Raw genomic sequence first — 24,213 nt, 5'->3', positions numbered from 1 at the left:
CGGAACCAGCGCGGAGTGCGGGGGCGGCCTGCACAGCCCGTGACCGTCCGGTCGCAGTCCCTGTGAGCCAGCCCACAGCAGGCCGCCCGCATGGCCGACAGCCGGACGTGGCAGACTTGACTCGTACCAACAGCAGCGCACTCCGGGGTCGGTGTAATTCCGAACCGGCGGTTATAGTCCGCGACCCGTCCGCATCCAGTGGGCGGTTGACCAGGTGTAATTCCTGGACCGACGGTGAAAGTCCGGATGGGAGGCAGTGCGCGGCGGGCCGTTTCGGTACGTCGTAGCCGGTGGCGTGTCTTTTCTGACACAGCCGTACTCCGGTCCCGGCGTCCCCGTACGGCCGCGCTTTCTGTCGTCATCGACAGGCCCCGGAGTCCGTGCCCGAAGAGGCAGGAGGACCCGGTGGCCACCGCAGCCGCTCCGTCGCCGCAGGCGGCCGACACCATGCGCCGAGCCATCGCGCTCGCCGCGCGCGGACTCGGATCCACCAGCCCCAACCCCGTCGTCGGCTGCGTCATCGTCGACGCCCGGGGCGAGACGGTGGGCGAAGGCTTCCACCGGCGGGCCGGCGGGCCGCACGCCGAGGTCGACGCCCTCGCGTCGGCGGGGGAGAGCGCGCGCGGCGGCACCGCGTACGTCACGCTCGAACCCTGCAACCACACCGGCCGCACCGGCCCCTGCTCCCAGGCGCTCATCGACGCCGGAGTCGCGCACGTGGTGTACGCGGTCGCCGACCCCACCCCGCAGGCGACCGGCGGCGCCGAGACCCTGCGCGCCGCCGGGGTCGAGGTGACGGCGGGCGTCCTCGCCGCCGAGGCCGAAGCGGGCAACGCCGCCTGGCTCACCTCGGTGCGCCTCGGCCGCCCCCATGTGACCTGGAAGTACGCGGCGACACTCGACGGCCGCACCGCGGCCGCCGACCGGACGAGCCGCTGGATCACATCGGCCGAAGCCCGCGCCGACGTCCACCGGCTGCGCGCCGAGTCCGACGCCGTCCTCGTCGGCTCGGGGACCCTGCGCACCGACGATCCGCACCTCGCCGTCCGCGGTATCGAGGGCGCGACCCAGCCGCTGCGGGTGGTCCTGGACACCCACGCCCGCTCCCTCACCCCCGGCGCCCGGGTCCTGGACGGTGCCGCGCCGACCCTGGTCGTGGTGGGCGAGGGCGTCGCGGCGCCCCCGCTCCCGGCGGCGAACGGCGCCGATGTGGCACATCTGCCGTACGACGGGGCGGGTATCGCCGTGGGCGCCCTGCTCGCCGAGCTGTACGCGCGGGGTGTCCGCTCCGTACTCCTGGAGGGCGGGCCGACACTCGCCGGTTCCTTCGTCGCCGCGGGCGCCGTCGACCGGATCGTCGGCTATCTCGCCCCCGTCCTCCTCGGCGCCGGCCCCGCCGCCCTCGCCGACGCCGGAATCACCACCCTCACCGACGCGTTGCGACTCGACGTCACCGAGACCGTCCGCATCGGCCCCGATCTGCGGATCACCGCCACCCCGAAGGAGCGCTGAGCGCCGTGTTCACCGGAATCGTCGAAGAACTGGGTGAGGTCACCGCCGTCGAGAACCTCGGCGACGCCTCCCGCTTCCGCCTGCGCGGGCCGGTCGTGACCGAGGACGCCAAGCACGGCGACTCCATCGCCGTCAACGGCGTCTGTCTCACCGTGGTCGAGTCCGGCGGCGGCGAGTTCACCGCGGATGTCATGGCCGAGACACTCAACCGCTCCAGCCTCGGCGCACTCGCCACCGGCTCCCGGGTCAACCTCGAACGCCCCATGGCGCTGGGCGGCCGCCTCGGCGGACATCTCGTACAGGGCCATGTGGACGGCACCGGCACGGTCGTGGAACGCACACCCTCCGAGCACTGGGAGATCGTGAAGGTCTCGCTCCCGGCGGACCTCTCCCGGTACGTCGTGGAGAAGGGCTCCATCACCGTCGACGGGGTCAGTCTCACCGTGGTCGACGCCGGACCCGACTACTTCACCATCAGCCTCATCCCCACCACCCTCGCTCTGACCACCCTCGGCATCAAGCAGCCGGGCGACCAGGTCAACCTTGAGGTGGACGTACTCGCCAAGTACGTCGAGCGGCTGCTCGGCGCCGATGGCGCCCCGGCCGCGCCCGGAACCGGAGGGCCGCTGCGATGACCGCACTGACCTGGCTGAACACCGAGGCTTTCACCGTGCTCGGCCAGCACATCCTCTGGTCCGACATGATCGGCAACACCATCGGACTGATCGCGCTCGCCCTCGGCTGGCGCCGCTCGGTGCTGACCTGGCCCGCGCAGTTCCTGTCCGGAGTGATCCTCGTCGGCGCGTACTCCACCGCCCATCTCAGCGGCGGAGTCGGCAAACAGCTGCTGGTCATCGGGGTGGCCCTGTGGGGCTGGCGGGCCTGGACCCGGGGCAGGCAGCAGGCCCAGGACGGCAGTATCGCCGTGCGGTTCGCCAGCTGGCGCGAGCGCGGACTGCTCCTCGCGGGCGCCGCGGTCGGCACCGTCGCCGTCGCCGGACTCTTCCTGGCCGTCCCCTCCCTCTCCTGGAGCCCGTGGGCCGACGCGTACATATTCGTCGGCACCCTGGTCGCGATGGTCGCCCAGGCGCGCGGGCTCGTCGAATTCTGGTTCGCGTGGCTGCTCGTCGACCTCGTCGGCGTCCCCCTCGCCTTCCACAGCGGCCTGGCCTTCTCCGGCCTGGTCTACGTGGTCTACTTCGCGCTCGTCCTCTGGGGCCTGCGCGACTGGTGGCTCCGCTCACGTACGAGCGTCAAGCCCGCCCTGGAAGGAGCAGCAGCATGAGCGCCGAACCCCTCTGGTACTCGACCGACAGCGCCGAGGACCTCTCGCTCGACCCGGTGGAACAGGCCGTACGCGACATCGCCGCGGGCCGGCCCGTCGTGGTCGTCGACGACGAGGACCGCGAGAACGAGGGCGACCTGGTCATCGCGGCCGAGAAGGCCACCCCCGAGCTGGTCGCGTTCATGATGAGCGAGTGCCGGGGGCTGATCTGCGCCCCCATGGAGGGCGAGGAACTGGCCCGGCTCGACCTCCCCCAGATGGTCGAGAACAACACCGAGTCGATGCAGACGGCCTTCACGGTCTCCGTCGACGCGAGCACCGCGCACGGGGTCACCACCGGTATCTCCGCCGCCGACCGCGCGACCACCCTGCGGCTGCTCGCCGAGGGCCGGGCCGGCGCCGGGGACTTCGTACGCCCCGGGCATGTCTTCCCGCTGCGGGCCAGGCCCGGCGGGGTGCTCGTGCGCAACGGGCACACCGAGGCCGCCGTCGACCTGGCCCGGCTCGCCGGTCTGCGCCCGGCCGGCGCGATCGTCGAGATCGCGGGGGAGGACGGGGTGATGCTGCGGCTGCCCGAGCTGGTCCCGTTCGCACGCAAGCACGGCCTGACGATCATCTCCATCGAGGACCTGGCCGCCTACCGCCGCAGCTCCGAGCCCCGGGTCCGCCGCGAGGCGACCGTCCGCCTCCCCACCGCCCACGGCGAGTTCACAGCGTACGGCTACCGCTCCATCGCCGACGGAATCGAGCATGTCGCCCTGGTCCACGGGGAGATCGGGGACGGCGAAGACGTCCTGGTGCGGGTCCACTCCGAGTGCCTCACCGGTGACATCTTCCACTCGCTGCGCTGCGACTGCGGCCCCCAGCTGGACGCCTCCATGGAGCGCATCACCGCCGAGGGCCGCGGTGTCGTCGTCTATCTGCGCGGCCACGAGGGGCGCGGCATCGGACTGCTGTCCAAGCTGCGCGCCTACGAGCTCCAGGAGCGCGGCCGCGACACCCTGGACGCCAACCTGGAACTGGGGCTGCCCGCCGATGCCCGCGACTACGGCGCAGGGGCCCAGATCCTCACCGACCTCGGGGTGCGCAGCCTGCGGCTGATGACCAACAACCCCGAGAAGACCGCCGCCCTCGTCCGGTACGGCCTGGACGTCACCGGCCGGGAGGCCATGCCCGTCCAGGCTGACGAGCACAACATCCGGTATCTGCGCACCAAGCGGGACCGGATGGGACACGACCTGCCCTGGCTGGACACCACGTCCGCCTGCGGCAACCAGTAAGAAGCAAAGGGAGAGACAGACATGAGCGGCAAGGGCGCACCCGAACTCACCGTGAAGAACTGCGGCGACCTGCGCGTGGCCGTCATCGCGGCCCAGTGGCACGAGAAGGTCATGGACGGACTCGTCGACGGCGCGCTGCGCGCACTGGGCGAGCTGGGGATCGACGAACCGACTCTGCTGCGGGTCCCGGGCAGCTTCGAACTCCCGGTGGTCGCCAAGGTCCTGGCGGGCCGCGGTTACGATGCGATCGTCGCCCTCGGCGTGGTCATCAGGGGCGGCACTCCGCACTTCGACTATGTGTGCCAGGGCGTCACGGTCGGCCTCACCCAGGTCTCCGTCGAGACCGGCGTCCCGATCGGTTTCGGGGTGCTGACCTGCGACACCGAGGACCAGGCGCTGGACCGGGCGGGCCTCGAAGGCTCCCACGAGGACAAGGGGCACGAAGCGGTCACCGCGGCCGTCGCCACCGCGACCACACTGCGGACGGTCAGCGAACCCTGGCGCTGAGTGGAGACGGCGACCCCGTACTCTTAGCAGCATCATGGCGAACAAAACCTTCGAAGAGCTCTTCTCCGAGCTCCAGCTCAAGGCCGCCAACGGCGACCCCTCCACTTCCCGTACCGCCGAACTGGTGGGCAAGGGCGTGCATGCCATCGGCAAGAAGGTCGTCGAGGAGGCAGCCGAGGTCTGGATGGCAGCCGAGCACGAGGGCAAGGAGGCCGCCGCCGAGGAGATCTCGCAGCTGCTGTACCACGTCCAGGTGATGATGGTCGCCCGTGGGATCTCACTCGACGACGTCTACGCCCATCTCTGAGCCGCATTCCGGAGCCGGGGCGCCGAGCCGCGTCTCCGGGCCCCGTCCCTGACCCCTGCCGCACGCCCGCACTCTCTCCGTACACCCAGCACCCCGCCCCAGCCCCGCCACTCCGCACGAAGGAAGCCGACCTCATGCTGCGCATCGCCGTCCCCAACAAGGGTTCTCTCTCCGGGCCTGCGATGGCGATGCTCCATGAGGCCGGCTACCAGCAGCGCAAGGAGTCCAAGGAACTGGTCCTGGTCGACCCGGAGAACCAGGTCGAGTTCTTCTACCTCCGCCCCCGCGACATCGCGATCTACGTCAGTTCCGGCAAGCTCGACATCGGCATCACCGGCCGTGACCTGCTGCTCGACTCCGGCGCCGAGGCCGAGGAGATCCTCCGGCTCGGCTTCGCCCGCTCGACCTTCCGGTACGCCACCCGGCCGGGCACCGCGAAGGGCCCGGAGGACTTCGGCGGCATGACGATCGCCACCTCGTACGAGGGAATCGTCGCCAAGGCCCTCGCCGACCAGGGCGTCGACGCCTCCGTCGTCCACCTCGACGGCGCCGTCGAGACGGCCATCGAGCTGGGCGTCGCCCAGGTCATCGCGGACGTCGTCGAGACCGGCACCTCGCTGCGCAACGCCGGACTCGAAGTGATCGGCGAGCCGATCATGCAGTCCGAGGCCGTCGTCATCCGCCGGACCGGCGCCGCGACCGACGAGCCCAAGGTGCAGCAGTTCCTCCGCCGTCTCCAGGGCGTCCTGGTGGCCCGGAGCTACGTGATGATGGACTACGACTGCCGGGTCGAGCACCTGGAGCAGGCCGTGGCCCTCACCCCCGGCCTGGAGTCGCCGACCGTCTCCCCGCTGCACCATGAGGGATGGGTCGCCGTCCGCTCGATGGTCGCGGCGAAGGAGGCCCAGCGGATCATGGACGACCTCTACGCACTCGGCGCCCGCGCCATCCTCACCACGGCCATCCACGCCTGCCGTCTCTGACCGGCCTGCCGTCTCTGACCAGCACGAAGGACGCACGGAACATGACCGCCCCCGAACTCCCCGCCCTCCCGGTCACCTTCAGGCCGACCCGCACCCGGGTGGTGCTGCTGTCCGTGGGGACGGTCATGTTCGTCGTCCTCACCGTCGTCGCCCTGATGCTGGAGACCCTGACGCCCGGTGAACGCGTCTCCTTCATTCTCACCGCGGGGATCTTCTTCGGTGTGCTGGCGCTGCTCAGCCGCCCCAAGGTCGTCGCGGACCAGGACGGCGTCACCGTCGTCAATCTCACATCCAGGCGCCGGCTGGCCTGGCCGGAGATCCTGCACGTCAATCTGCGGCCCGGCGACGCCTGGGTCTTCCTCGACCTCAGCGACGGCACCAGCCTCCCCGCACTCGGCATCCAGCCCGGTATCGGCAAGGCCCAGGCCATCCGGGACGCCCGCGCCCTGCGCGCCCTGGCGGACTCACGGGGCCCGGCGGCCACCGAACGGAGTACACCCGGGGAGTAGCGGAGCCCGCCCATGCGGCGGGTGCGGCGACCGGGCCACTGACGCATCGGGCCGCTGTTTGATTATTCTGGGGCGGGGCGCCGGGTGCGCCCCGCCCCGCATTCTGTGACCTGGTGGTCCGCGGGGCACCCCCTGCGACATGAGGAGTGATTCCTTCCAGCAATGGACGGATCATCCGGTAGTACGTGCGCCGCCCCCCTCCTGGAGGCGGCGGCATGACCATTCCCCTTCTGCTCCTCGGAGCGGCCTTCCTTCTGATTCTCGCCAACGGATTCTTCGTCGCGGCCGAATTCGGCCTCGTCACCGTGGAGCGGCCGGACGCCGAACGCGCCGCCGCCGAAGGCGACCGCCGGGCCCGCACCGTCGTGCGCGCCCTGCGGGAACTCTCCTTCCAGCTCTCCGGCACCCAGCTCGGCATCACCATCACCTCGCTGGTGGTCGGCATGCTCGCCGAGCCCGCACTCGCGCAGCTGCTCGACGGGCCGCTGGGCGCCACCGGACTGCCCGAAGGGGCCGTGTCCGGCATCAGCGTGGTGCTCGGCATGATGCTCGCCGCCGCCGTGCAGATGGTCCTCGGCGAACTGGTCCCCAAGAACTGGGCGGTCTCCAGGCCGCTCCACGTGGCCCGGTTCGTCGCCGGCCCCCAGCATCTCTTCTCGACCGCGTTCCGGCCGGTGATCACGCTGCTGAACACCGTCGCCAACCGGCTGGTACGGGCGCTCGGCGTCGAGCCCGCCGACGAACTGGCCTCGGCCCGCACCCCCGGTGAACTCGTCTCGCTGGCCCGCCACTCGGCGCAGGCCGGCACGCTGGAGCAGGACACGGCGGACCTCTTCGTACGGACCCTCTCGCTGGCCGGACTCACCGCCCAGCACGTCATGACCCCCCGGGTGAAGGTCAGCGCGCTCCAGTCGTCGGCGACGGCGGCCGACGTACTGAACCTCACCCGCGCCACCGGCCTCTCCCGCTTCCCCGTCTACCGGGAGCGCATCGACGAGGTCGTCGGCATGGTCCATCTGAAGGACGCGCTGGCCGTGGCGGTCCAGGACCGGCACCGGACCTCGGTGGGACGGGTCGCGGTCGCCCCGCTCCTGGTCCCCGAGACCCTGCCCGTACAGCAGCTCCTGGAGCGGCTGCGCACCGAGCAGCCCATCGCCGTGGTGGTGGACGAGTACGGCGGCACCGCCGGTGTCGTCACCCTGGAGGACATCGTCGAGGAGCTGGTCGGGGAGGTCAGGGACGAGCACGACGGCGCCGACGCCGACCGCCCCGAGCTGTCCGCGGCCCCCGCCGAGGACGGCAACCCCGCCTGGGAGGCCGACGGCAGCTGCCGGGTCCTCACCTTGCGGCGGATAGGTCTTGAGGTCCCCGAAGGCCCGTACGAGACCGTCGCCGGACTCGTCGCCGATCTGCTGGGACGCATTCCCGCCCCGGGCGACCGGGCCGAACTGCCCGGCTGGCGGCTCTCGGTCCGCAGGGTCGAGCGCTACCGCGCCGAGCGGGTGCGTCTCGTGCGCACCGCCGATGTGCAGGCGCCGGTCATGGAGGGCGCGCGATGAGCCTCCTCCAACTGCTCTTCGCCGCCGCCCTGGTGCTCGCCAACGGCTTCTTCGTCGGCGCCGAGTTCGCGCTCGTCTCCGTACGCCGCAGCCAGGTCGAGCCGCTGGCCGCCGAGGGCTCCGCACGGGCCCGCAAGGTGCTGTACGGCCTGGAGAACCTGCCCCGGATGATGGCGGCCGCCCAGTTCGGCATCACCGTCTGTTCGCTGACCCTGGGCGCCGTCGCCGAGCCGACCGTGGCCCGGCTGCTCGAACCGGTCTTCCAGGCGGTCCGGCTGCCCGACGGGCTCGTCCACCCCCTGGGGTACGCGATCGCCCTGGCGCTCGTGGTCTCGCTGCACCTGGTCATCGGCGAGATGGTCCCGAAGAACCTCGCGATGGCCGCACCCGAGAGGACCGCGCTCTGGCTCAGCCCCGGACTCGTGGGCTTCGCCCGGCTCTGCCGCCCGGTGACCGTCGCACTCGGGGCCTGCGCCCGGCTGGTGCTGAAGCTCTTCGGTGTCGAGCCCAAGGACGAGGTCGAGGCGGTCTTCACCAGCGAGCAGCTCAACCGGCTCGTCGAGGACTCGGGCCAGGCCGGACTGCTCGACTCGGAGGCGCAGGAGCGCCTGGAGGACGCCCTGGAGCTCGGCAGCACACCGATCGCGGAGGTGCTGATCGCCCGCGCCGACCTGATCACGGTCGCCCCCTCGGTCACCCCCCTGGCCATCGAGGAGCTGACCGTGCGTACCGGCTACTCGCGCTTCCCGGTGTGCGCGGACAGCGGCGCCTTCATGGGCTATCTGCACGTCAAGGACGTGCTCGACCTGGAGGACCGGGAACGGGCCGTCCCCCAGCAGGTCTGGCGCCCGATGGCGACACTCCGCGCGGAGCTGCCGCTGGACGACGCGCTGACCGTGATGCGGCGCGCGGCCACCCACCTGGCCCAGGTGGCCGACGGATCGGGACGGATACTCGGACTGGTGGCGCTGGAGGACGTGCTGGAGAAGCTGGTCGGTGAGGTACGGGACCCGGCGCACCGGGAAGTCCCGGCGCCGCAGGTGACCCGGGTGTCGGAGCCGCGCACCGACCGCACCGAGCAGGCACTGGCGGGGTAGGTCCTGTCCGGCCGGTCGTCATGGGCCCGTGACGACCGGCCGGACACGGTCCGGCCGCATTGATGACGAGCGTTTCCGACGCGTGCGGAACGGCCGACGACCAGACCAGACGCCAGTCGAGAGGGCCGGACAACAGATGTTGGCCCCCCTCTGCGTGCTCGGACTTCCGCTCGGCCCGGGGGTGTTCACCGCGCGATGAGGGGAAGGCGAGGGACAGATCCTCATCGGCCCCGGACGGGACGGTGTGAGCGCGGGAGGCTCGTCATGAGTGGTGAAATCCTTCGGTCGTTCCCGGCGGGAGCCCCGCGTGGCGTATGGCCCGCGGAAGCCTATGCGGCCGAGCGGCGCGGTGAGGGGATTCCCGCCGAAGTGGTGATGGACCTGGAATCCGACTCGTTCCTCGTCATCGTGCCCGAGCAACCGCCGGTTGCCGCGGCCGCCTGAGGATGCCACAACCCGGCGGCCCCGGGGTCGCCACCGGCTCCGCCGCTTCACCCAGCCTTCACCGGGGAGCGAGAGGGAGTGAGCGGCGGCCTCCAGTCCCCCCGCCGGGTCCTCAGCTACGCCGCATAGCCTGTGCGACATGCTGATCTACCTACCGGCGGCGCTGCTCCTCCTGCTGTTCTGTGTCCGGGTGCTGGGGGACCGCCGCCGGATCGGCAACGCCGTTCTGCTCGGGCTCTCGCTCGTCCTCGCCTCCGCGGCGCTGCTGGTCGAGTTCTCCCGGGACCGCCCGGTCCTCGCGAAGGACGTCGCAGCAGCGCTGGTGGTCCTGCTCGCACTCGGCATCGTCACGCTCGCCTGCTGTCTGCTCGCCAACGGAGTGGTCATGGTGCGCAAGGAGGGGGCGAGCCCGGGGAATCTGCTGTCCCTGCTCTCCGGGACAGCGCTGCTGTGCGTGCTGGCCCTTCTGGCCACAGCGGCGGTCACGCAGCAGCGCACCCTGCTGGTCGTGGCGGCGACCGTTGCGGCCCTGGCCGGCTACACCGGCTTTCTGTTCCTCTGCTACCTCGGATACGCGTTTGTCTACGGGCGGCTGTACATCCCCCGCAAGGCCGACTACGTGGTGGTGCTCGGCTCGGGGCTGGCCGGTGGAGTGACGCCGCCGCCCTTGCTGACCAACCGGCTCGACCGGGGACGCAAGGTCTACGAACGGCTGGTGGCACGGGGACGAAGGCCCGTGCTGCTCGTCTCCGGCGGGCAGGGCCCCGACGAGAAGGTGCCCGAGTCGCACGCGATGGCCGACTACCTCGTCGGGTGCGGGATCCCAGCCGCCGCGATCGAGCGTGAGGACCGGTCGGCGAGCACCGACGAGAACCTCCGGTTCAGCGCGGAGATCATGGAGAAGGCACGCCCGGACTACCGGTGCACCATCGTCACCAGCAACTACCACGCCTTCCGCGCCGCTGTGTCGGCCCGCAGGGCAGGGGTGAGAGGGCATGTCGTGGGAGCGCCGACAGCCGCGTACTTCTGGCCCAGCGCGACGATCCGTGAGTTCGTCGCGCTGTTCGTCCTCTACCGGCGGACCAACCTCGCTGTGTGCCTGACCCTCCTGCTCGGCGGTTTCCTCTTGTGGTGGCTCAGGCCGCTCGCGTGACGCCCGAGCCGAATCCCTTTCCGAGCCGGCCGGCCGGAGACCGGTCGCGGGACGGTGTGGGGCCGACAGCTGAGGCGGTGCGCGTCGGCACCACGGCTGGGGCGGCAGTCGGCGGCAGTCCGTTTCCCGGAATCGCCTGGCGTCCCCGCTCCGGGACGGGGCCCGGTCAGAGCGGCGGCTCCTGCTGCCCGCGGCCGACCGGTCCCCGCCCCGAGAGCACCTCCCCGTACGCCTGCATCAGATCCGGCAGCCGCAGCGTCGACAGATCGTCCCGGCCCGGCGTGCTCGCGTAACCGGTCAGGCGCAGGTCCCGGTACGCGCAGCTCTTCTCGTACAGCGTGCGCAGGAACCGGCCGTTGCCCAGCTCGTCGATCCACCCCTGGTCCACCACATGACCGGCGATCGAGCGCAGCTCGTCCAGCGACTCCTCGTCCCACACGTCGCCGTTCTCGGTGGCCAGCACCTCGCCGATGGCGGTCAGCTCCAGCGGCCGGTAGCTCGGGAAGTCGACCCGGGAGGTGAAGCGTGAGGAGAGCCCCGGGTTGGTGGCGAGGAGGCGGTCCATGCCCTCGGGGTAGCCGGCCAGGATGACCACCAGGTGGTCGCGGTTGTCCTCGGCCCTCTTCAGCAGGACCTGGAGGGCCTCGTCGCCGTAGGCGTCGCCCTTGCTGTAGCCGGAGTTGGAGAGGCTGTACGCCTCGTCCACGAAGAGCACCCCGCCGAGCGCGGAGTCGATCAGCTCATTGGCCTTCACGGCCGTCTGGCCCAGGAACTCGCCCACCAGATCGGCGCGCTGAGCCTCGATCAGATGCTCACCGCCGAGCAGCCCGAGGGCGTAGAACACCCGGCCGAGGATGCGGGCCACCGTCGTCTTGCCGGTGCCCGAGGGGCCCGAGAAGACGAAGTGGCGCTTCGGCGGCTGCACCGGCAGCCCCTGAGCGGCCCGCAGCCGGGCCATGTTGAGCTGCGCCGACAGCGCTTTGACCTGACGCTTCACCGGTTCGAGGCCGACCATGCGCTCCAGCTCGTCCAGTGCGCACGCCAGCAGCTCGGGGTCGGCGGGCCCGGCCGGCAGATCCGGCGGGAACTGCTCTGCCGGGGCCCGGTCCCGGTCCCGTACGGCGCCGGACAGCGGGTCCGGGCCGCCGAGCGGATCGCCCGCGGGGCTCCCCGGGCCCCCGGGCCGCGGGTCCCGCCCCTCAACCGGGTCGCCCTCCACCAGGACGCCGTCGGCCTGACCGTCCACAGCGTCCTGCCCGGCCCCGGCCAGCGAGACCGCGGCGTAGTCCACCGCGTCGTCGAACCCGTCGCCCTCGGCGATCGCGGCGAGCCGGGCTGCGGTGTCCATGAACGCGGGATCCACCCGGTGCACCGCCCGGTACAGCGGCAGGGCCGCCGCGCTGCGCCCGGTCCCCTCGTGGGCGCGGGCGAGCCAGTAGCGCAGCTCCTTGCGCTGCGGCTGCTCGCTGCGGCAGCGCATCAGCGCGGCGGAGAGCAGCGGTTCGGCCTGCCCGTACATCTCCAGACGCACCCGTGCCATCCCGCCGAACAGGCCCGCCTCGATTCCCAGGACCGGATCGTCGACCAGCGAGGCGGTGTGACGCACCAGCCGCTCCCAGTCCTTGGCGAGGTAGGCGCGGCAGGCGTGCAGGAACCGCACCTGCGGATCGGTGTCGACCGGCGGCAGCCCGGCCAGCGCCCGGTCCAGCTCCGGCACATGCCGTCCGTCCAGCCAGTGCGAGGCGTGCGCCAGCAGCAGATCGCGCGGGCTCTCCAGGACCGGCTGCACCCACCAGCCCAGCCAGTACCAGGAGTTGAGGGTGCGGCGCAGCCGGGAGCGCTGTTCGCCGAACCGCTCCCGGTGCCGGAACATCCGCAGGAGGGCGGTGGTGGTGTCCACCCGCAGCGCATGCAGTCCGAGCCAGCCGTCCGCCATCCCCGGATCGAGCCGGACCGCGGCCCGGAACTCCTCCTCCGCCTGCGGATACGCCCCCATCGTGTAGGCGTCCACGCCCCGCAGCCAGGCGAGATCGGCCGGGGCGTGCGAGCCCTGCGTGCCGAAGTCCATCACGTCCCCCACAGACCGTGCCCCCGTACCGTGCCGCCGGGCCCGGCGCCCGGCGACCTGTGAACCGCTGTGCAGCGGACGGGAATTGACCGGCGCCGCCCGAAGGGCATCGTACCTGCGCAGAGGCCCCGTACCGAAGGGTGCCGGAGCACCTGCTGCCTGGGGGAGGGGATCGCTCACGGTGACCGAGGGTGAGCGATCAGAGAGGCTGGACGTCCGGTTGGGGAGGGTATGGGCAGAACGAAGCCCCCGATCACGGGGGAACAACCGGGGGCTTCGCGTCTGCGGCGACTTCGAAAAGCCGCACATTGAGAACGTAAGACCTGTACGGGCCCTGGGTCAAGCGGAGTTGAAGCACGGGAAGGGCGGTTTTCCGCCGGGTGCAGGTCCTGCGGAGAGGTCATGACTGTGTGTGACCGCATGGATCGCTCACGCGGTCACTGAAGGACCCGGGGACCACGCGTAACCCCCGTCGCACTCACGTACCAGCAGATCCGCGAATGGCCGGGAAGGGTCCCCGGCGAAGTGCCGGGTCTCCGCCGCTGTCCACCCGTCCCAGAAGTCCCGCAGCGCCGGCCCGTCGCGGTGGCGGCCCCGTTCCCAGGACGCGTCGGCGCCCCGGTCCATCCAGAGCAGCTGCGCCAGATACGGGCGCAGGGCGCGCCGGCCCGCGCCCACCCCTTCGACAATGACGACGTCAGTGGGTTCCAGGATCCGCTCGGGGCCGAAGCGGCGCAGCGTCCAGTCGTACGGCGTGTACCGGGCGGCCTCGCCGCGGGTGAACGGCGCGAGCACCTGCGCGCGCAGCCGCCCGGTCCAGGCGAACAGCTCCTGGTGGGTGGCGAGATCATCCAGATGGAGTACGGGGGCCGAGCCCAGGGCCGCGGCGAGCCTGGCCGAGAACGTGCTCTTCCCCGAGCCCGCGTGGCCGTCGACCGCGATCAGCCGAACGGGCCCGCAGGAGACGGGCCGTGCGTGGACGGCGGCGGCCATCCGGTCGAGGTCTTCCATGAGGACAGCCTAGGAGCAGTGGGCGGTGCCGCAGGTCACGCCAGTGGTAGAGACCAATATTGGTCGCAGGAGGGGGAGGTGAATCACTGGCAGAAACTCGCCGGGAGCCGGATAGTTGCCCCACTGCCGTGCAGCCGCCGCCCCATCCGCATCCGACCGGGGGTCCACCCACGTGACCAGTACCACTCCGCGCAGAACCGTCCTCGCTGCGGCGGTCGCCGCCGCCGCTGCCGCCGCGGGCGCCGCCGCACCGGCGGTCGCCGCCCCTTCCGCACCGAACGCCGCGCGGGCCGCCTCGCGCACCCCGCAGGCCCCAGGGGGGAGCCGTGTGACCCCGCTCGTGGACAACAGCGTCTGGGCCTCGTACTCCGACTGGCGCTCCGGCGCCGCCGACGGCACCACCGCTCTGCACGGCCGCCACTCCGGACTGGTCATCGGTGTTCCGGCGGGCCGCACCGACTACACCGATCCGCACACCGGGAAGAGCGCCACCTGGGAGTACGCGACGTGGACCTCCCGGGTGCACCGCTCACGCGTCCCGGCCACCGAGGCCGTCGCCTCCTGGAACGCGCACACCCCGGCGGGCACCTGGATCCAGGTCGAGCTGCGCGGCAGCTACAGCGACGGAACCGAGACGCCCTGGTACGTGATGGGCCGCTGGGCCTCCGGTGACACGGACATCCGGCGCACCTCCCTCGACGGCCAGGGCGACGGCAAGAGCTCCATCTCGACCGACACCTTCGCCATCGGCGACGCGGCGAGCGGACTGCGGCTGGTCTCCTACCGCCTCCGGCTGACGCTGTACCGCACCCCGGGCACCCGGCTGACGCCCACGGTCCGGCGGGTCGGGGCGATGGCATCGGACATCCCCGACCGGTTCACCGTCCCGCCGTCGGTGCCGGGGCTCTCCAGGGAGCTGACCGTCCCGCGCTTCTCGCAGGACATCCACGCGGGCCAGTACCCGCAGTACGACAACGGCGGCGAGGCGTGGTGCAGCCCCACCTCGTCCTCGATGATCATCAAGTACTGGGGCCGCGGACCCACCGCCGCCGAAATGGCCTGGATCGATCCGTCGTACGCGGACCCCGAGGTCTGCCAGGCGGCCCGCTACACCTACGACTTCCAGTACGAGGGATGCGGCAACTGGCCCTTCAACGCCGCCTACGCGGCGACGTACGAGTCCATGAGCGCCGTGGTCACCCGGCTGGGTTCGCTCACCGACCTGGAGACCCTGATCAGGGTGGGCATCCCGGTCATCACCTCGCAGTCCTTCCTCAAGGACGAGCTGACCGGCGCCGGTTACGGCACATCGGGCCATCTGATGACGGTCATCGGCTTCACGGCCGACGGCGACGTGATCGCCAACGACCCGGCGTCGCCGGACGACAAGGCGGTCCGCCATGTGTACCGGCGCGCCGAGTGGGAGAACATCTGGCTCCGCACCAAGCGGTACAACGCGTCCGGCGCCGTCGTCTCCGGCACGGGCGGGGTCTGTTACGTCTACTGGCCGACCGACCCGGCACCGGACCAGCGCCGGGCGCTGGAGTCACTCGGGCTGCTGTGAGCAGGCGCGGCGCGACGGCTGCCTCGACCGCCTGACGGCACGGTCTCACTGCCCCGGGGGAGGAGAGGGACCAACAGGGCTCACCCATCAGGGCGTTGCCGGTCAGTCGGTTCCGCCGCGCGGGTGCAGCCTGACGGTGAGGGAGTCGAGCCCGAAGTTGATGATGGAGCGGTTGGGTACCGGCGGTCGCAGCACCTCGACCCGTTCGACGGCCTCCGTGAGCGCTCCGAAGAGCGAGGCCAGCTCCACCCGGGCCAAGGGTGCCCCGATGCAGTAGTGCGGCCCCCAGCCGAAGGCCACATGCCGGTTGGGGGTGCGGTCGAGCCGCAGCCGGTCGGGGTCCTCGAACTCCGTCTCGTCCCTGTTGGCCGCCGGCGTCCAGACCACCACGCGGTCTCCTGCCCGGATGCGCTGTCCGGCGAGTTCGGTGTCCACCCTGGCCGTGCGCAGCACGTGCAGGCCCACCGAGGTCCAGCGCAGCAGTTCCTCGACGCCGGGCTCCGGGTCGTATCCGTCCTCCCGCATCGCCTGCCAGGCGTGCGGATGCCGGGTCAGCGCGAGCATGGCCATGGTGGCGGTGTGACGTACGGTCTGTACGCCTCCGACCAGGATGTTGTCGCAGTTGAGCAGTGCCTCGTCCAGGGGCATCCGACGGCCGTTCACCGTGTGGGTGACCAGTGTGCTGATGATGTCGTCCCTGGGGTCGCTCTGGCGGCGCAGGCCCAGTGAGAAAAGGTAGGGCAGCAACTGCTGGTGTGCCTCGGCCCGTTCCTCCGGAGTTCTGCCGAGGAAGGCCCTGTCGCACATGTGCACCACGTGGTCCCGGTCCTCGTCCGGGACCCCGAGCAGATCACACATGACGGTCAGCGGAACCGCCGTGCTGATGTCCCTGACGAAGTCGGTCTCCTCCGCCTCCAACGCGGTGCGCACCACCTGGCGGGTCAGGCCGGCCACGCGTTCGGTGAGTTCGGCCGCCTTCCGCTTGGAGAAGAAGGGCAGCACCAGTCCCCGCAGTTCGCGGTGGCGCGGGGGATCGGTGAGGGCCATCATCTTCCCCGCACCGGCGGGCGCCCGGTCGGTGCCGGTGCCCAGCAGCGACCCGCGCTCCGAGCTGAACCGGTTCGCGTCGCCCAGTACCTCACCGGCCAACGCGTAGGACAGCGCGCACCACAGCGGACCCTCCGACTCCGTCTCCAGTCGCCACAGCGGCGCCCGGAGGCGCAGCTCGCGGAGGACGGAGTGGCTGTCCTCGCGGGACCAGAAGGCAGGATCGGTGAGGTCGGGCAGCGCGGTCGTCGTGGTTGCCGTGTTCATGCTGCTCCTAGGGCTGCTGGCATCGGTTGAGGGGAAGGACGTCGGCCCGTGGCCGGCGAGCCGCTCACTGGTAAAGGGGCATCAGCAGGAGGTCCTGGACGATCGCTGCCACCTGCTGCACGGCCGTCTCGCCGGACTGGAGCACGAGGTGACCGGCCGGCAGCACGTCGAGCCCGCGGCCGTCGCCGGTGGAGCAGCGTTTCCACTCCTCCATCTCGGCTGCGGAGACCGCCTCGTCGTCGGCCCCGAGGATGGCCTTGACGGGGCAGGCCAGCGGCCCGAGACCCGGGTCCCGGTAGGTGCGGGCGAGGCCCATGTCCGCCCGCAGCACCCCCTGCACCATCTCCCGCAGCGCCGGATGGGTGACCACCGCGCCGGCGCGCTCGTCGTTGCGGAGCATGAAGTCGGCCAGTTCCCGGACGTCGGCCTCGCCCCCGGCTCCGGGGGGTTCCCGCCAGGTGTGCGGGGGTGCGAATCCGATGACGAAGCAGGCGGCAGGGGACAGGTGAGCGGCCAGCTTCCTGGCCACCTCGTAGCCGACCAGCGCGCCGATGCTCTGGCCGAGTACGGCGTACGGCCGGTCGAGGTGGGGCAGCGCCGCCTCGCTGATCGCGCCGACCAGTGCGTCGAAGCTCTCCGGGTGGCGGTCCCGGGCACGCCCGCCGCGCGCGGGCATGCGCACCCCCCACAGCTCGATCTCCTCGGGCAGGAGCCGTCCGAGCGAGGTGAAGGCGGTGGCATCACCACCGGCGTGCGGGAAACAGAACAGCCGGACGGCGGCGTGCGGGCGGGGAGACGGCAGCCAGAACCAGTCCCCCTCGATTCGGGGGGCCGTTCGGGAAGCGGACATGACGCCTCGCTCTCGTGTGGTGAGGTCCGTCGCGTGGTGAGGGGGGAACGGTCAGCCGACCGGGGAGGCGGTGAGCCAGGAGGTGTCCTCGGTGACCCACTCCTTGCGGCGCAGCCCGGCCGCGTTGAGATAGGTGTCCAGCGTGTTGTCGTCGAGGAACTGGACGATCTGCAGGTGCGTCCAGCGCCGGCCCTGCCAGCGGTACTCCATCAGCGCGCGCAGCAGATCGGGAGTGAGCTGCTCCACCCGGAGGAGGGTGGCGGTGATGTCGTCCCATACCCGGGGCTCGCCGACACCGGTGAACCACTCGGGCAGGGCCCGTTCGATCAGTACGCTTCCGCCGGGGCGCACATGGCGCCTGGCCGTCGCCATCATCTCGTAGCGCACCTCCGCGTCCGTGAGGTTGACCAGGCAGGAGCCGAGCACCACGGAGTCAAAGGTCCGTCCGAGGTCCAGTCCCGGTATCTCGGCGTGGACGGTTTCCGCTCCCTCGACCTTGGCCAGCATCTCGGCGCTGTGGTCGACCGCTACGACCTGGTGTCCCAGGGCGACGAGCGGGTGGGTGAGCCGTCCGGTGCCTGCCCCGAGTTCCAGTACAGAGGCCCGGCGGGGCAGCGCGCCGTCCACCACCTGTGGCGTTCGGCCGGCGCGCAGGATCGAGTAGAGCTCGACCGGGTCTCCCTCGGGGCTGAAAGCTCCGGGTCCTGTGCCCTTCTGACGCGACATGTTCACTCCTTGGTCGGGGGTTTCGGAGGTCGTCAAGTGGTGTGTTCCGTCTGCCTGTTGCGGGGTGCGCGGTCGTCCGGCCCACTGTCGGCCGGAGACGACGGTGTCCCTGCGTCCGGGGCCCGGTCCGACGGCCGGTCATGGGTGACCAGCAGAGCGATGCCGGCTCCCAGCAGGACGACGCAGCAGAACAGCAGCAGAACGCGGTACGGAACGGACCCGATCAGTACGGCACCGAGCAGGACCGAGGCTGCCTGGGGCCCGAGCATGGACAGGTCGGCCGCGGTGGAGACGCGGCCGATCAGCGGTCCCGGAGTGTGCCGTTGCCAGGCGGTGCTGTAGCCGACGGCGAGCCAGGGGACTCCGACGCCGAACAGGACGAAAGCGCCGAGGACGACCGCCAGGCCGGTCCGGGTCATGCCGAGCGCCCCGAAGGCCATGACCGCCAGCCCGATTCCGGCCGTCCGGTGCTCACCGAGCCGTCGGATCAGCAGGGCCGCGGTGAGCCCGCCCACGATGCTGCCGCCCCCCTGGACGCTGGTCAGCACGGAGAAGAAGGACGGGGCGCGGTGCAGGCTGTCCTGCACCACCGCGAAGTCGGTGCTGTCGAAGAAGCCGAGCACGCAGAAGGCTGCGGAGATGGCCGCCGTCATGACCGCGAGCGGCGTGTGGGACCAGAGGTGCCGGAGCCCTGCACCGAGGCGGCGCAGGGACAGCTCCTCCCTGCGCGTCCCCTCGGCGGTCTCCCGCGTCCTCGGCAGGAGACGGAAGACCACCAGGGCCAGGACGTACAGGCCGGCGACCAGGCCGGCGAGAACCGGGCCGCCGGTGACCGCGTAGACGCCGACTCCGACCAGCGGGCTCACCACCCGCAGCGCGTCGCCGGCGGACCTGAGGTACGCGTTGGCGGCGGCCAGGTCCTGCGGAGGGATCAGGGTCTTGATGAGACCCGCCTGGGCCGCGCGGACGAAGATGGCGGCGACTCCGTAACCGGCGGCGACGACATACACCAGCCACATCCGGTGCGCCGAGTGCACCAGCAGGAGAAGCGTGACCAGGGCCGTTGTCGAGCCGCACGCCACCATCAGCACCGACCGCCGGTGGAAGCGGTCGACGACATGGCCGATGAACGGGCCGCAGACCACGGGCAGCGTCACGAAGAAGAACACCAGCCCGGCGGCGGTGTTGCTCCCGGTCAGATCCTTGGCCCACACACCGAGAGAGAGGAAGAGCGCGTTCCCGGCAAAGCTGGTCAGCACCTGGCCGAGAAAGAGCAGCCGGAAGGCCGTGTTGCGGAACATCAGCTACTCCTCCCCTCCTGTGGCGCGGTGGACGGATCAGACGGGTCGGGGCGTGGCGGGACGAGGCCCTTCCCATACGTTCTCGACGTGGTCGAGGCAGCGGTCCCGGTCGCCCCGGAAGCCGATCTCGCGCCAGCCTCCGGGCACCGCTCTGTGGGCGGACCACACCGAGTACTGGCCGGCGTCGTTGACCACCACGGTGCACTGCTCCGGTGGTTGTGGATCGTTCATGGGTGCCTCTCTCCGCCCCGCCACGTGGTGACGGAGCCATCCGGTAGTTCGGCCATCTGCTGGATCGCCGCGAAGAAGTCGGTGACGTAGCCGTGCAGCTGCCGGTCGGCGAGCGTGCTGTCCGCGCTGTCCACGATCAGCATCGACCGGTCGGAGGACGGGTCCTGTACGAAGGTCACGTTCAGCGCGAAGTGGTTGGGCTCCCGGCGCACCGTCGGCTCCACGCCGAGCCGTTGGTCCACGATGCTGGTCTGCGCGGACGAGAGGGTCCCCAGGGCGTGGAAGCGGTTGAAGGTGAAGCTGCAGTCCAGGGTGGGATCGGTCAGGTACCGGGCGATGTCGCCGTACGGAACCCTGCGGTGCGGCGTGATCTCGCTCTCCTGCCGGTGCGCCTCCCGCACCAGGGAGCTCCAGGTCGCCCCGCCGAGCAGGAAGCGCAGCGGGACGGTGTTCAGGAAGACGCCGAGGGCTTCCGTACCGGCCCCGTCCTCCAGCCTGCCGTTGACGGTCAGCCCGGTCACCACCTCATGGCCCCGGGCCAGCCGGGAGATCGCCGCCACATGTGCGGCCAGCGCGACGCTCTTCGGACCGACCCCGTGGGCCGCGGCGAACGCCGGAACCTGGGCGGCCAGCGCGGCCGGGAGGGTGCACTCCAATACGCCCGCGTCGGCCCCGCGTCCCTCGTCGTGCCGCATGGTGCCCAGCCGGGTGGGCCGCACCCCGGACACGCGCCGTTCCCAGAACTCCCGGGACGCCTGGGATTCTTTGGCCGCTGCCTCCAGGGCGACGTACTCCCGGAAGAGGGAGGAGGGCGCCGGCGCGGGAGGGCTCGTCGGCTCGTCGCGCAGCGCCGCGTGCCGCTGAAGCAGTTCGGCGAAGAGCGAGGTGAAGCTCCAGCCGTCCAGGATCGCATGGTGCTCGACCAGGGTGAGCTGGTACAGGTCCTCGGCCAGGCGCTGCACGAAGACCCGCAGCAGGGGCGCGACGGCGAGGTCGAAGGGGACCGCCCACTCCCGCAGCGCCAAGTCCGTGACCCGGTCCAGTTGCTCGGACTCCTCCAGGGCACGCAGGTCTTCCACGACGAGGTCCACCGGTACGTCATGGTGGACCAGCTGCATCGGCCGGCTGAAGGAGACCACATCGAAGCCGGTGCGCAGGACGGGGTGCCGTTGCACTGCCTCGCGGAGGGCGGAGGCGAAGGCCTTCTCGTCGAAGTCGCCGGACATCCGGTAGCTGTTGACGTTCTGGTACGGCCGTCGCCCCGGGTCGGCCTCCATGTGGTAGACCATGGCGAGCTGCATGGAGGTCATGGGGTAGGCGTCGTCCAGGCCGTCGGGAAGGTAGGCGCGGTCGCCCGGGGCGACCAGCGCGAACGGAGTGCGGTCGCCGATGTCGGCGCTCTCCTCCGCGCGTCGCAGCCGGGACGCCAGTTCGGCCAGTACGGGAGTGGTGAAGAACGCCTCCAGATCCAGCTCGTACCCGCGGTTGCGGAGTGCCCCGGCCACCTGGACGCTGCGGATGGAATCGCCGCCGAGCGCGAAGAAGTTGTCGTCCCTGCCGACGTCCTCCAGACCGAGTACTTCCTGCCAGGCCCCGGCGAGCATCCGCTCCGCATCGGTTTCTGGCGCGGAACGCTCGGTTTCACGCTCGGCCCGGGGGCCGGGCAGCGCCCGCACGTCCACTTTGCCGTTGGAGGTGAGAGGCAGTTCGTCCAGCGACATGATGATGGACGGGATCAGATGCCCGGAGAGCCGGCCGCCCAGGAAGGCGCGGACCTCCGCCGAGCCGGCCTCTCCCACCACATAGGCGACCAGATGCGGCGGAGTGTCCGGGTCCTGGTGTGCGACCACCACGCAGTCCTGGACCCCCGGGTGGGCGAGGAGTGCGTGGCGGATCTCCCCGGGCTCGATCCGGAACCCGCGGATCTTCACCTGGTCGTCGACGCGGCCGTGGTATTCCAGGGTGCCGTCCTCCCGCCACCGCGCCAGGTCGCCGGAGCGATACCACAACGACGCGTCGTGGGGTACGGGCCCGGGAATGAACCGCCGGGCAGTCAGCGTGGGATTGCCGAGGTACCCCTTGGCCACACCGGCCCCGCCGACCACCATCTCCCCGACCACACCGATGGGTACCGGCACGCCGTCCGGACCGAGCACCGCGACCGAGAGGTGCGGCAGCGGGCGGCCGATGATGCTGCGGTCGAAGGAGTCCGGCGAGTCGATCTCGTGTGCGGTCACGTGCACGGTGGTCTCGGTGATTCCGTACATGTTGCACAGCCGGGCGCCCGGCGCCTTGGCCCGCTCGAACCACTGGTCGACGTGGTGGGGCTGCAACGCTTCGCCGCCCAGCACGACCCACCGCAGGTCCGCCGCCGGGGCGGGGAGTGCGGCCAGGGCGGAGGTGAGCTGCGCCAGCGCCGACGGGGTCTGGCTGAGGACGGTGACCCCCTCCCGTACCAGCAGTTCCGCGAACCGGCCGGGCGCTCTGGCGACCGCCTGCTCCACCACGACCAGCCGGCCTCCGTACAGCAGGGCTCCCCACGTCTCCCACACGGAGAAGTCGAAGGCATAGGAGTGGAACGCCGTCCACACGTCGTGCGGGCCGAGGCCGAACCTCTCGGCCACCGCGTCGAAGAGGGCGGTCACATTGCTGTGTGCCACCTCCACCCCCTTCGGACGCCCGGTGGAGCCGGACGTGAAGATCACGTACGCGGAGTCCTCGCCGGATCCGGCGAGAGCCAGGTTCCCTTCCGGCCACGTCCCGGACGCCACTGCGCCCGCCACCTCCTCGTCACGCAGCACCAGCCGGACCCGCGCGTCCCCCAGGACCAGCTCCTGCCGCGGGGCCGGGTCGGCGGGGTTGACGGGGACGTAGGCCGCTCCGGCCTTGAGCACGGCGAGGATCGCCACCACCTGCGCCGGGCCGCGCTCCAGCGACAGCCCGACCCGGTCTCCGCGTTCGACGCCGCGCGACGCGAGGTAGTGGGCCAGCCGGTTGGCGCGCCCGTTCAACTCCGCGTAGGTGAGCTGCTCCCGGCCGTGGCTGACCGCGGTGCTCCCGGGGTGTTCCGCGGTCACGCGCTCGAACACCTCGTGCAGCCGGGCGCCGTGCGGAACCCGGGGCGCGGGCAACGGCCGCACCACCGCGCGGTCCTCTTCCGTGAGCAGGTCGACGACGCCGACACCGGCGTCGGGGTCGGCCATGACCGACTCCAGCAGCCGGACGTAGCGCCGCGCCATGCGCACCACGGTCGACTCGTCGAAGAGGTCGGTGCTGTACTCGACCTCGATCCGGGCCCCGGCGTCCTCGTCGCAGACCGACCAGATCAGATCGAACTTGGCGGTCCCGGTGTCGGCGGACAGCGGGCTGCCGACCGCCCCGGCGAGACGCGGACGGTCCGCGCCCCTGTTGGTGTGACAGCCGAAGACCACCTGCACCAGAGGGGAGTGGCCGGCCGGCCGGTCGGTGAGAACCCGCTCCACCACGGCTTCGAACGGCACGTCCTGGTGCTCGAAGTCCTCCAGTGCGCCGTCGCAGACGCGATCGAGGAGTTGCCGGAAGGACGGCTGCGCCCCGACGTCGATCCGCAGTGCCAGCATGTTCACGAAATAGCCCAGCAGGCCTTCCAGCTCCAGCCGGTCGCGGCCGGCCACCGGGGTACCCAGCACCAGGTCGTCCTGGCCGGTGTGCCGGTGCAGGAGGGCGGCGAAGGCGGCCAGAAGCACCATGAAGCCGGTGGCGCCCTCCTGCCGGCCCAGCTCGCCCGCCCGGTCCAGCAGACCGCTGGGCAGGGGCACGGTGGCCGTGGCGCCGCGGAAGGACTGGGTCGCGGGACGGCGGCGGTCGGCGGGCAGCGCCAGGGACGTCGGGGCGCCGGCCAACCGCCCTTCCCAGTACTTCAGTTCGCGTTCGCAGCCCGCTCCGGTCATCCACTCCCGCTGCCAGCGGGCGTAGTCGGCGAAGTTCACCGGCAGCGGTTCCAGGACCGGCGGCCGGCCCTGTCGCGCCGAGTCGTACAGCTCGGCCAGCTCCTGCTCGAAGACGGCGGTGGACAACTCGTCCCAGACGATGTGGTGGAAGACCACCGCCAGGTCCCACTGGTCCTGGCCCGTCTTGAGCAGGCAGCCCCGCAGCAGCGGCCCCTTCTCCAGGTCGAAGGGGCGGCGTACCAGTTCACGCAGGAGCCGCGCCGACCGCGACTCGGGGTCCGGCCCGTCGGTGAGGTCCCGCACGGTGAAGGGCACGTCGCCGTCCGGCCGGATCACCTGGCGCGGCTCTCCGAGGGCTGCCGAGAACACTGTGCGCAGGGACTCGTGCCGCTGGACCACACCGCGCAGGGCGCGTTCCACGAGAACCGGGTCGAGCGCGCCGCGCAGCCGCTGGATCCAGGGCAGGTTGTAGGTGGCCGTCCCCGGTGCCAGCCGGTCGAGGAACCACAGGGACCGCTGACCGGCCGACAGCGGCGCCGTCGTCCCGCCGGCACGGATGATGGGCTGCCAGGACTCGCTCATC

Annotated in this window: 21 protein-coding genes and 1 riboswitch; of the genes, 13 read left to right on the top strand and 8 right to left on the bottom strand. The window is 71.4% G+C overall.

All coding sequences use genetic code 11. The features are described 5' to 3' along the window. Nucleotides 1-133 precede the first annotated feature (133 nt). A riboswitch (FMN riboswitch) is annotated at nucleotides 134-264 on the top strand. A gap of 183 nt (nucleotides 265-447) precedes the next feature. The 12 genes from ribD (at nucleotide 448) to ACWGKJ_RS31475 (ending at nucleotide 10,636) form a co-directional block, all read left to right on the top strand. Then, the gene (gene ribD, locus ACWGKJ_RS31530; RefSeq protein WP_453315882.1) at nucleotides 448-1,512 is read left to right on the top strand and encodes a bifunctional diaminohydroxyphosphoribosylaminopyrimidine deaminase/5-amino-6-(5-phosphoribosylamino)uracil reductase RibD; all 1,065 of its coding nucleotides are present in this window, start codon (nucleotides 448-450) and stop codon (nucleotides 1,510-1,512) included. Between the two features lie 5 nt (nucleotides 1,513-1,517). Further along, nucleotides 1,518-2,147: a riboflavin synthase gene (locus ACWGKJ_RS31525; protein WP_385024006.1), complete on the top strand. Its 630-nt coding sequence runs from the start codon at nucleotides 1,518-1,520 to the stop codon at nucleotides 2,145-2,147. After that, nucleotides 2,144-2,797 carry a nicotinamide mononucleotide transporter family protein gene (locus ACWGKJ_RS31520; RefSeq protein WP_385024004.1) on the top strand — a complete coding sequence of 218 codons (654 nt, stop codon included), beginning with the start codon at nucleotides 2,144-2,146 and terminating at the stop codon, nucleotides 2,795-2,797. Before ACWGKJ_RS31525 ends, ACWGKJ_RS31520 begins: the two co-directional genes overlap by 4 nt. Next, the gene (locus ACWGKJ_RS31515; protein ID WP_385024002.1) at nucleotides 2,794-4,077 is read left to right on the top strand and encodes a bifunctional 3,4-dihydroxy-2-butanone-4-phosphate synthase/GTP cyclohydrolase II; all 1,284 of its coding nucleotides are present in this window, start codon (nucleotides 2,794-2,796) and stop codon (nucleotides 4,075-4,077) included. The genes ACWGKJ_RS31520 and ACWGKJ_RS31515 overlap by 4 nt, the downstream gene beginning before the upstream one ends. A 21-nt stretch (nucleotides 4,078-4,098) precedes the next feature. Continuing rightward, nucleotides 4,099-4,584 (top strand): 6,7-dimethyl-8-ribityllumazine synthase, encoded by a 486-nt coding sequence (gene ribH / locus ACWGKJ_RS31510; RefSeq protein ID WP_385024000.1) that lies wholly within the window; start codon nucleotides 4,099-4,101, stop codon nucleotides 4,582-4,584. A gap of 34 nt (nucleotides 4,585-4,618) precedes the next feature. Next, a complete protein-coding gene (locus ACWGKJ_RS31505; RefSeq protein WP_164266345.1) occupies nucleotides 4,619-4,891 on the top strand; it encodes a phosphoribosyl-ATP diphosphatase in 273 nt (90 codons plus the stop codon). Nucleotides 4,892-5,025: 134 nt separating this feature from the next. Next, a complete protein-coding gene (gene hisG, locus ACWGKJ_RS31500) occupies nucleotides 5,026-5,874 on the top strand; it encodes an ATP phosphoribosyltransferase (RefSeq protein WP_385023997.1) in 849 nt (282 codons plus the stop codon). Between the two features lie 41 nt (nucleotides 5,875-5,915). Next, the gene (locus ACWGKJ_RS31495; RefSeq protein WP_385023995.1) at nucleotides 5,916-6,383 is read left to right on the top strand and encodes a PH domain-containing protein; all 468 of its coding nucleotides are present in this window, start codon (nucleotides 5,916-5,918) and stop codon (nucleotides 6,381-6,383) included. A 215-nt stretch (nucleotides 6,384-6,598) separates the two neighbouring features. Continuing rightward, nucleotides 6,599-7,942 (top strand): hemolysin family protein, encoded by a 1,344-nt coding sequence (locus tag ACWGKJ_RS31490; RefSeq protein WP_385023993.1) that lies wholly within the window; start codon nucleotides 6,599-6,601, stop codon nucleotides 7,940-7,942. Continuing rightward, entirely contained in the window at nucleotides 7,939-9,039 is a 1,101-nt protein-coding gene (locus ACWGKJ_RS31485) for a hemolysin family protein (protein ID WP_385023991.1), read from the top strand. Before ACWGKJ_RS31490 ends, ACWGKJ_RS31485 begins: the two co-directional genes overlap by 4 nt. Before the next feature lie 264 nt (nucleotides 9,040-9,303). Then, nucleotides 9,304-9,483 carry a hypothetical protein gene (locus ACWGKJ_RS31480; protein ID WP_385023989.1) on the top strand — a complete coding sequence of 60 codons (180 nt, stop codon included), beginning with the start codon at nucleotides 9,304-9,306 and terminating at the stop codon, nucleotides 9,481-9,483. Nucleotides 9,484-9,622: 139 nt separating this feature from the next. After that, nucleotides 9,623-10,636 (top strand): YdcF family protein, encoded by a 1,014-nt coding sequence (locus ACWGKJ_RS31475; protein WP_385023987.1) that lies wholly within the window; start codon nucleotides 9,623-9,625, stop codon nucleotides 10,634-10,636. Nucleotides 10,637-10,802: 166 nt separating this feature from the next. On the opposite strand, the gene ACWGKJ_RS31470 is transcribed toward ACWGKJ_RS31475, so the two are convergent. Further along, complete coding sequence (locus ACWGKJ_RS31470; protein ID WP_385023985.1) at nucleotides 10,803-12,704, bottom strand: AAA family ATPase; 1,902 nt, start codon at nucleotides 12,702-12,704, stop codon at nucleotides 10,803-10,805. A gap of 429 nt (nucleotides 12,705-13,133) precedes the next feature. Continuing rightward, on the bottom strand, nucleotides 13,134-13,715 hold the full coding sequence (locus tag ACWGKJ_RS31465; protein WP_385023983.1) for a uridine kinase family protein: 582 nt from the start codon (nucleotides 13,713-13,715) through the stop codon (nucleotides 13,134-13,136). A gap of 172 nt (nucleotides 13,716-13,887) precedes the next feature. Between ACWGKJ_RS31465 and ACWGKJ_RS31460 the strand changes: the two genes are divergently transcribed. Further along, nucleotides 13,888-15,279, top strand: a complete 1,392-nt coding sequence (locus ACWGKJ_RS31460; RefSeq protein ID WP_385023981.1) for a peptidase C39 family protein — start codon at nucleotides 13,888-13,890, stop codon at nucleotides 15,277-15,279. 102 nt (nucleotides 15,280-15,381) lie between these two features. Here the strand turns inward: ACWGKJ_RS31460 and ACWGKJ_RS31455 are convergent, their stop codons facing one another. From ACWGKJ_RS31455 to ACWGKJ_RS31430, 6 genes are all read right to left on the bottom strand, one after another. After that, nucleotides 15,382-16,593: a cytochrome P450 gene (locus ACWGKJ_RS31455; RefSeq protein WP_385023979.1), complete on the bottom strand. Its 1,212-nt coding sequence runs from the start codon at nucleotides 16,591-16,593 to the stop codon at nucleotides 15,382-15,384. Between the two features lie 64 nt (nucleotides 16,594-16,657). Then, nucleotides 16,658-17,443, bottom strand: coding sequence for a thioesterase II family protein (locus ACWGKJ_RS31450; RefSeq protein WP_385023977.1), 786 nt, complete (start codon nucleotides 17,441-17,443; stop codon nucleotides 16,658-16,660). A gap of 51 nt (nucleotides 17,444-17,494) precedes the next feature. Next, nucleotides 17,495-18,169, bottom strand: coding sequence for a class I SAM-dependent methyltransferase (locus ACWGKJ_RS31445; protein WP_385023975.1), 675 nt, complete (start codon nucleotides 18,167-18,169; stop codon nucleotides 17,495-17,497). Nucleotides 18,170-18,201: 32 nt separating this feature from the next. Further along, the gene (locus tag ACWGKJ_RS31440; protein ID WP_385023973.1) at nucleotides 18,202-19,470 is read right to left on the bottom strand and encodes an MFS transporter; all 1,269 of its coding nucleotides are present in this window, start codon (nucleotides 19,468-19,470) and stop codon (nucleotides 18,202-18,204) included. A gap of 36 nt (nucleotides 19,471-19,506) precedes the next feature. Continuing rightward, nucleotides 19,507-19,701: an MbtH family protein gene (locus ACWGKJ_RS31435; protein WP_385023971.1), complete on the bottom strand. Its 195-nt coding sequence runs from the start codon at nucleotides 19,699-19,701 to the stop codon at nucleotides 19,507-19,509. Further along, complete coding sequence (locus ACWGKJ_RS31430) at nucleotides 19,698-24,212, bottom strand: amino acid adenylation domain-containing protein (protein WP_385023969.1); 4,515 nt, start codon at nucleotides 24,210-24,212, stop codon at nucleotides 19,698-19,700. Before ACWGKJ_RS31430 ends, ACWGKJ_RS31435 begins: the two co-directional genes overlap by 4 nt. Nucleotide 24,213: the final 1 nt, after the last annotated feature.

The organism is Streptomyces sp. NPDC054757, assembly GCF_053612185.1.
This window is presented reverse-complemented; position numbering and strand designations above follow the sequence as displayed.

Coding starts and splice junctions, on each gene's coding strand:
- ribD (WP_453315882.1), top strand. CDS start 448: ATGCGCCGAGCCATCGCGCTCGCCGCGCGCGGACTCGGATCCACCAGC.
- ACWGKJ_RS31520 (WP_385024004.1), top strand. CDS start 2,144: ATGACCGCACTGACCTGGCTGAACACCGAGGCTTTCACCGTGCTCGGC.
- ACWGKJ_RS31515 (WP_385024002.1), top strand. CDS start 2,794: ATGAGCGCCGAACCCCTCTGGTACTCGACCGACAGCGCCGAGGACCTC.
- ribH (WP_385024000.1), top strand. CDS start 4,099: ATGAGCGGCAAGGGCGCACCCGAACTCACCGTGAAGAACTGCGGCGAC.
- ACWGKJ_RS31505 (WP_164266345.1), top strand. CDS start 4,619: ATGGCGAACAAAACCTTCGAAGAGCTCTTCTCCGAGCTCCAGCTCAAG.
- hisG (WP_385023997.1), top strand. CDS start 5,026: ATGCTGCGCATCGCCGTCCCCAACAAGGGTTCTCTCTCCGGGCCTGCG.
- ACWGKJ_RS31495 (WP_385023995.1), top strand. CDS start 5,916: ATGACCGCCCCCGAACTCCCCGCCCTCCCGGTCACCTTCAGGCCGACC.
- ACWGKJ_RS31490 (WP_385023993.1), top strand. CDS start 6,599: ATGACCATTCCCCTTCTGCTCCTCGGAGCGGCCTTCCTTCTGATTCTC.
- ACWGKJ_RS31485 (WP_385023991.1), top strand. CDS start 7,939: ATGAGCCTCCTCCAACTGCTCTTCGCCGCCGCCCTGGTGCTCGCCAAC.
- ACWGKJ_RS31480 (WP_385023989.1), top strand. CDS start 9,304: ATGAGTGGTGAAATCCTTCGGTCGTTCCCGGCGGGAGCCCCGCGTGGC.
- ACWGKJ_RS31475 (WP_385023987.1), top strand. CDS start 9,623: ATGCTGATCTACCTACCGGCGGCGCTGCTCCTCCTGCTGTTCTGTGTC.
- ACWGKJ_RS31470 (WP_385023985.1), bottom strand. CDS start 12,704: ATGGACTTCGGCACGCAGGGCTCGCACGCCCCGGCCGATCTCGCCTGG.
- ACWGKJ_RS31465 (WP_385023983.1), bottom strand. CDS start 13,715: ATGGAAGACCTCGACCGGATGGCCGCCGCCGTCCACGCACGGCCCGTC.
- ACWGKJ_RS31455 (WP_385023979.1), bottom strand. CDS start 16,593: ATGAACACGGCAACCACGACGACCGCGCTGCCCGACCTCACCGATCCT.
- ACWGKJ_RS31450 (WP_385023977.1), bottom strand. CDS start 17,443: ATGTCCGCTTCCCGAACGGCCCCCCGAATCGAGGGGGACTGGTTCTGG.
- ACWGKJ_RS31445 (WP_385023975.1), bottom strand. CDS start 18,169: ATGTCGCGTCAGAAGGGCACAGGACCCGGAGCTTTCAGCCCCGAGGGA.
- ACWGKJ_RS31440 (WP_385023973.1), bottom strand. CDS start 19,470: ATGTTCCGCAACACGGCCTTCCGGCTGCTCTTTCTCGGCCAGGTGCTG.
- ACWGKJ_RS31435 (WP_385023971.1), bottom strand. CDS start 19,701: ATGAACGATCCACAACCACCGGAGCAGTGCACCGTGGTGGTCAACGAC.
- ACWGKJ_RS31430 (WP_385023969.1), bottom strand. CDS start 24,212: ATGAGCGAGTCCTGGCAGCCCATCATCCGTGCCGGCGGGACGACGGCG.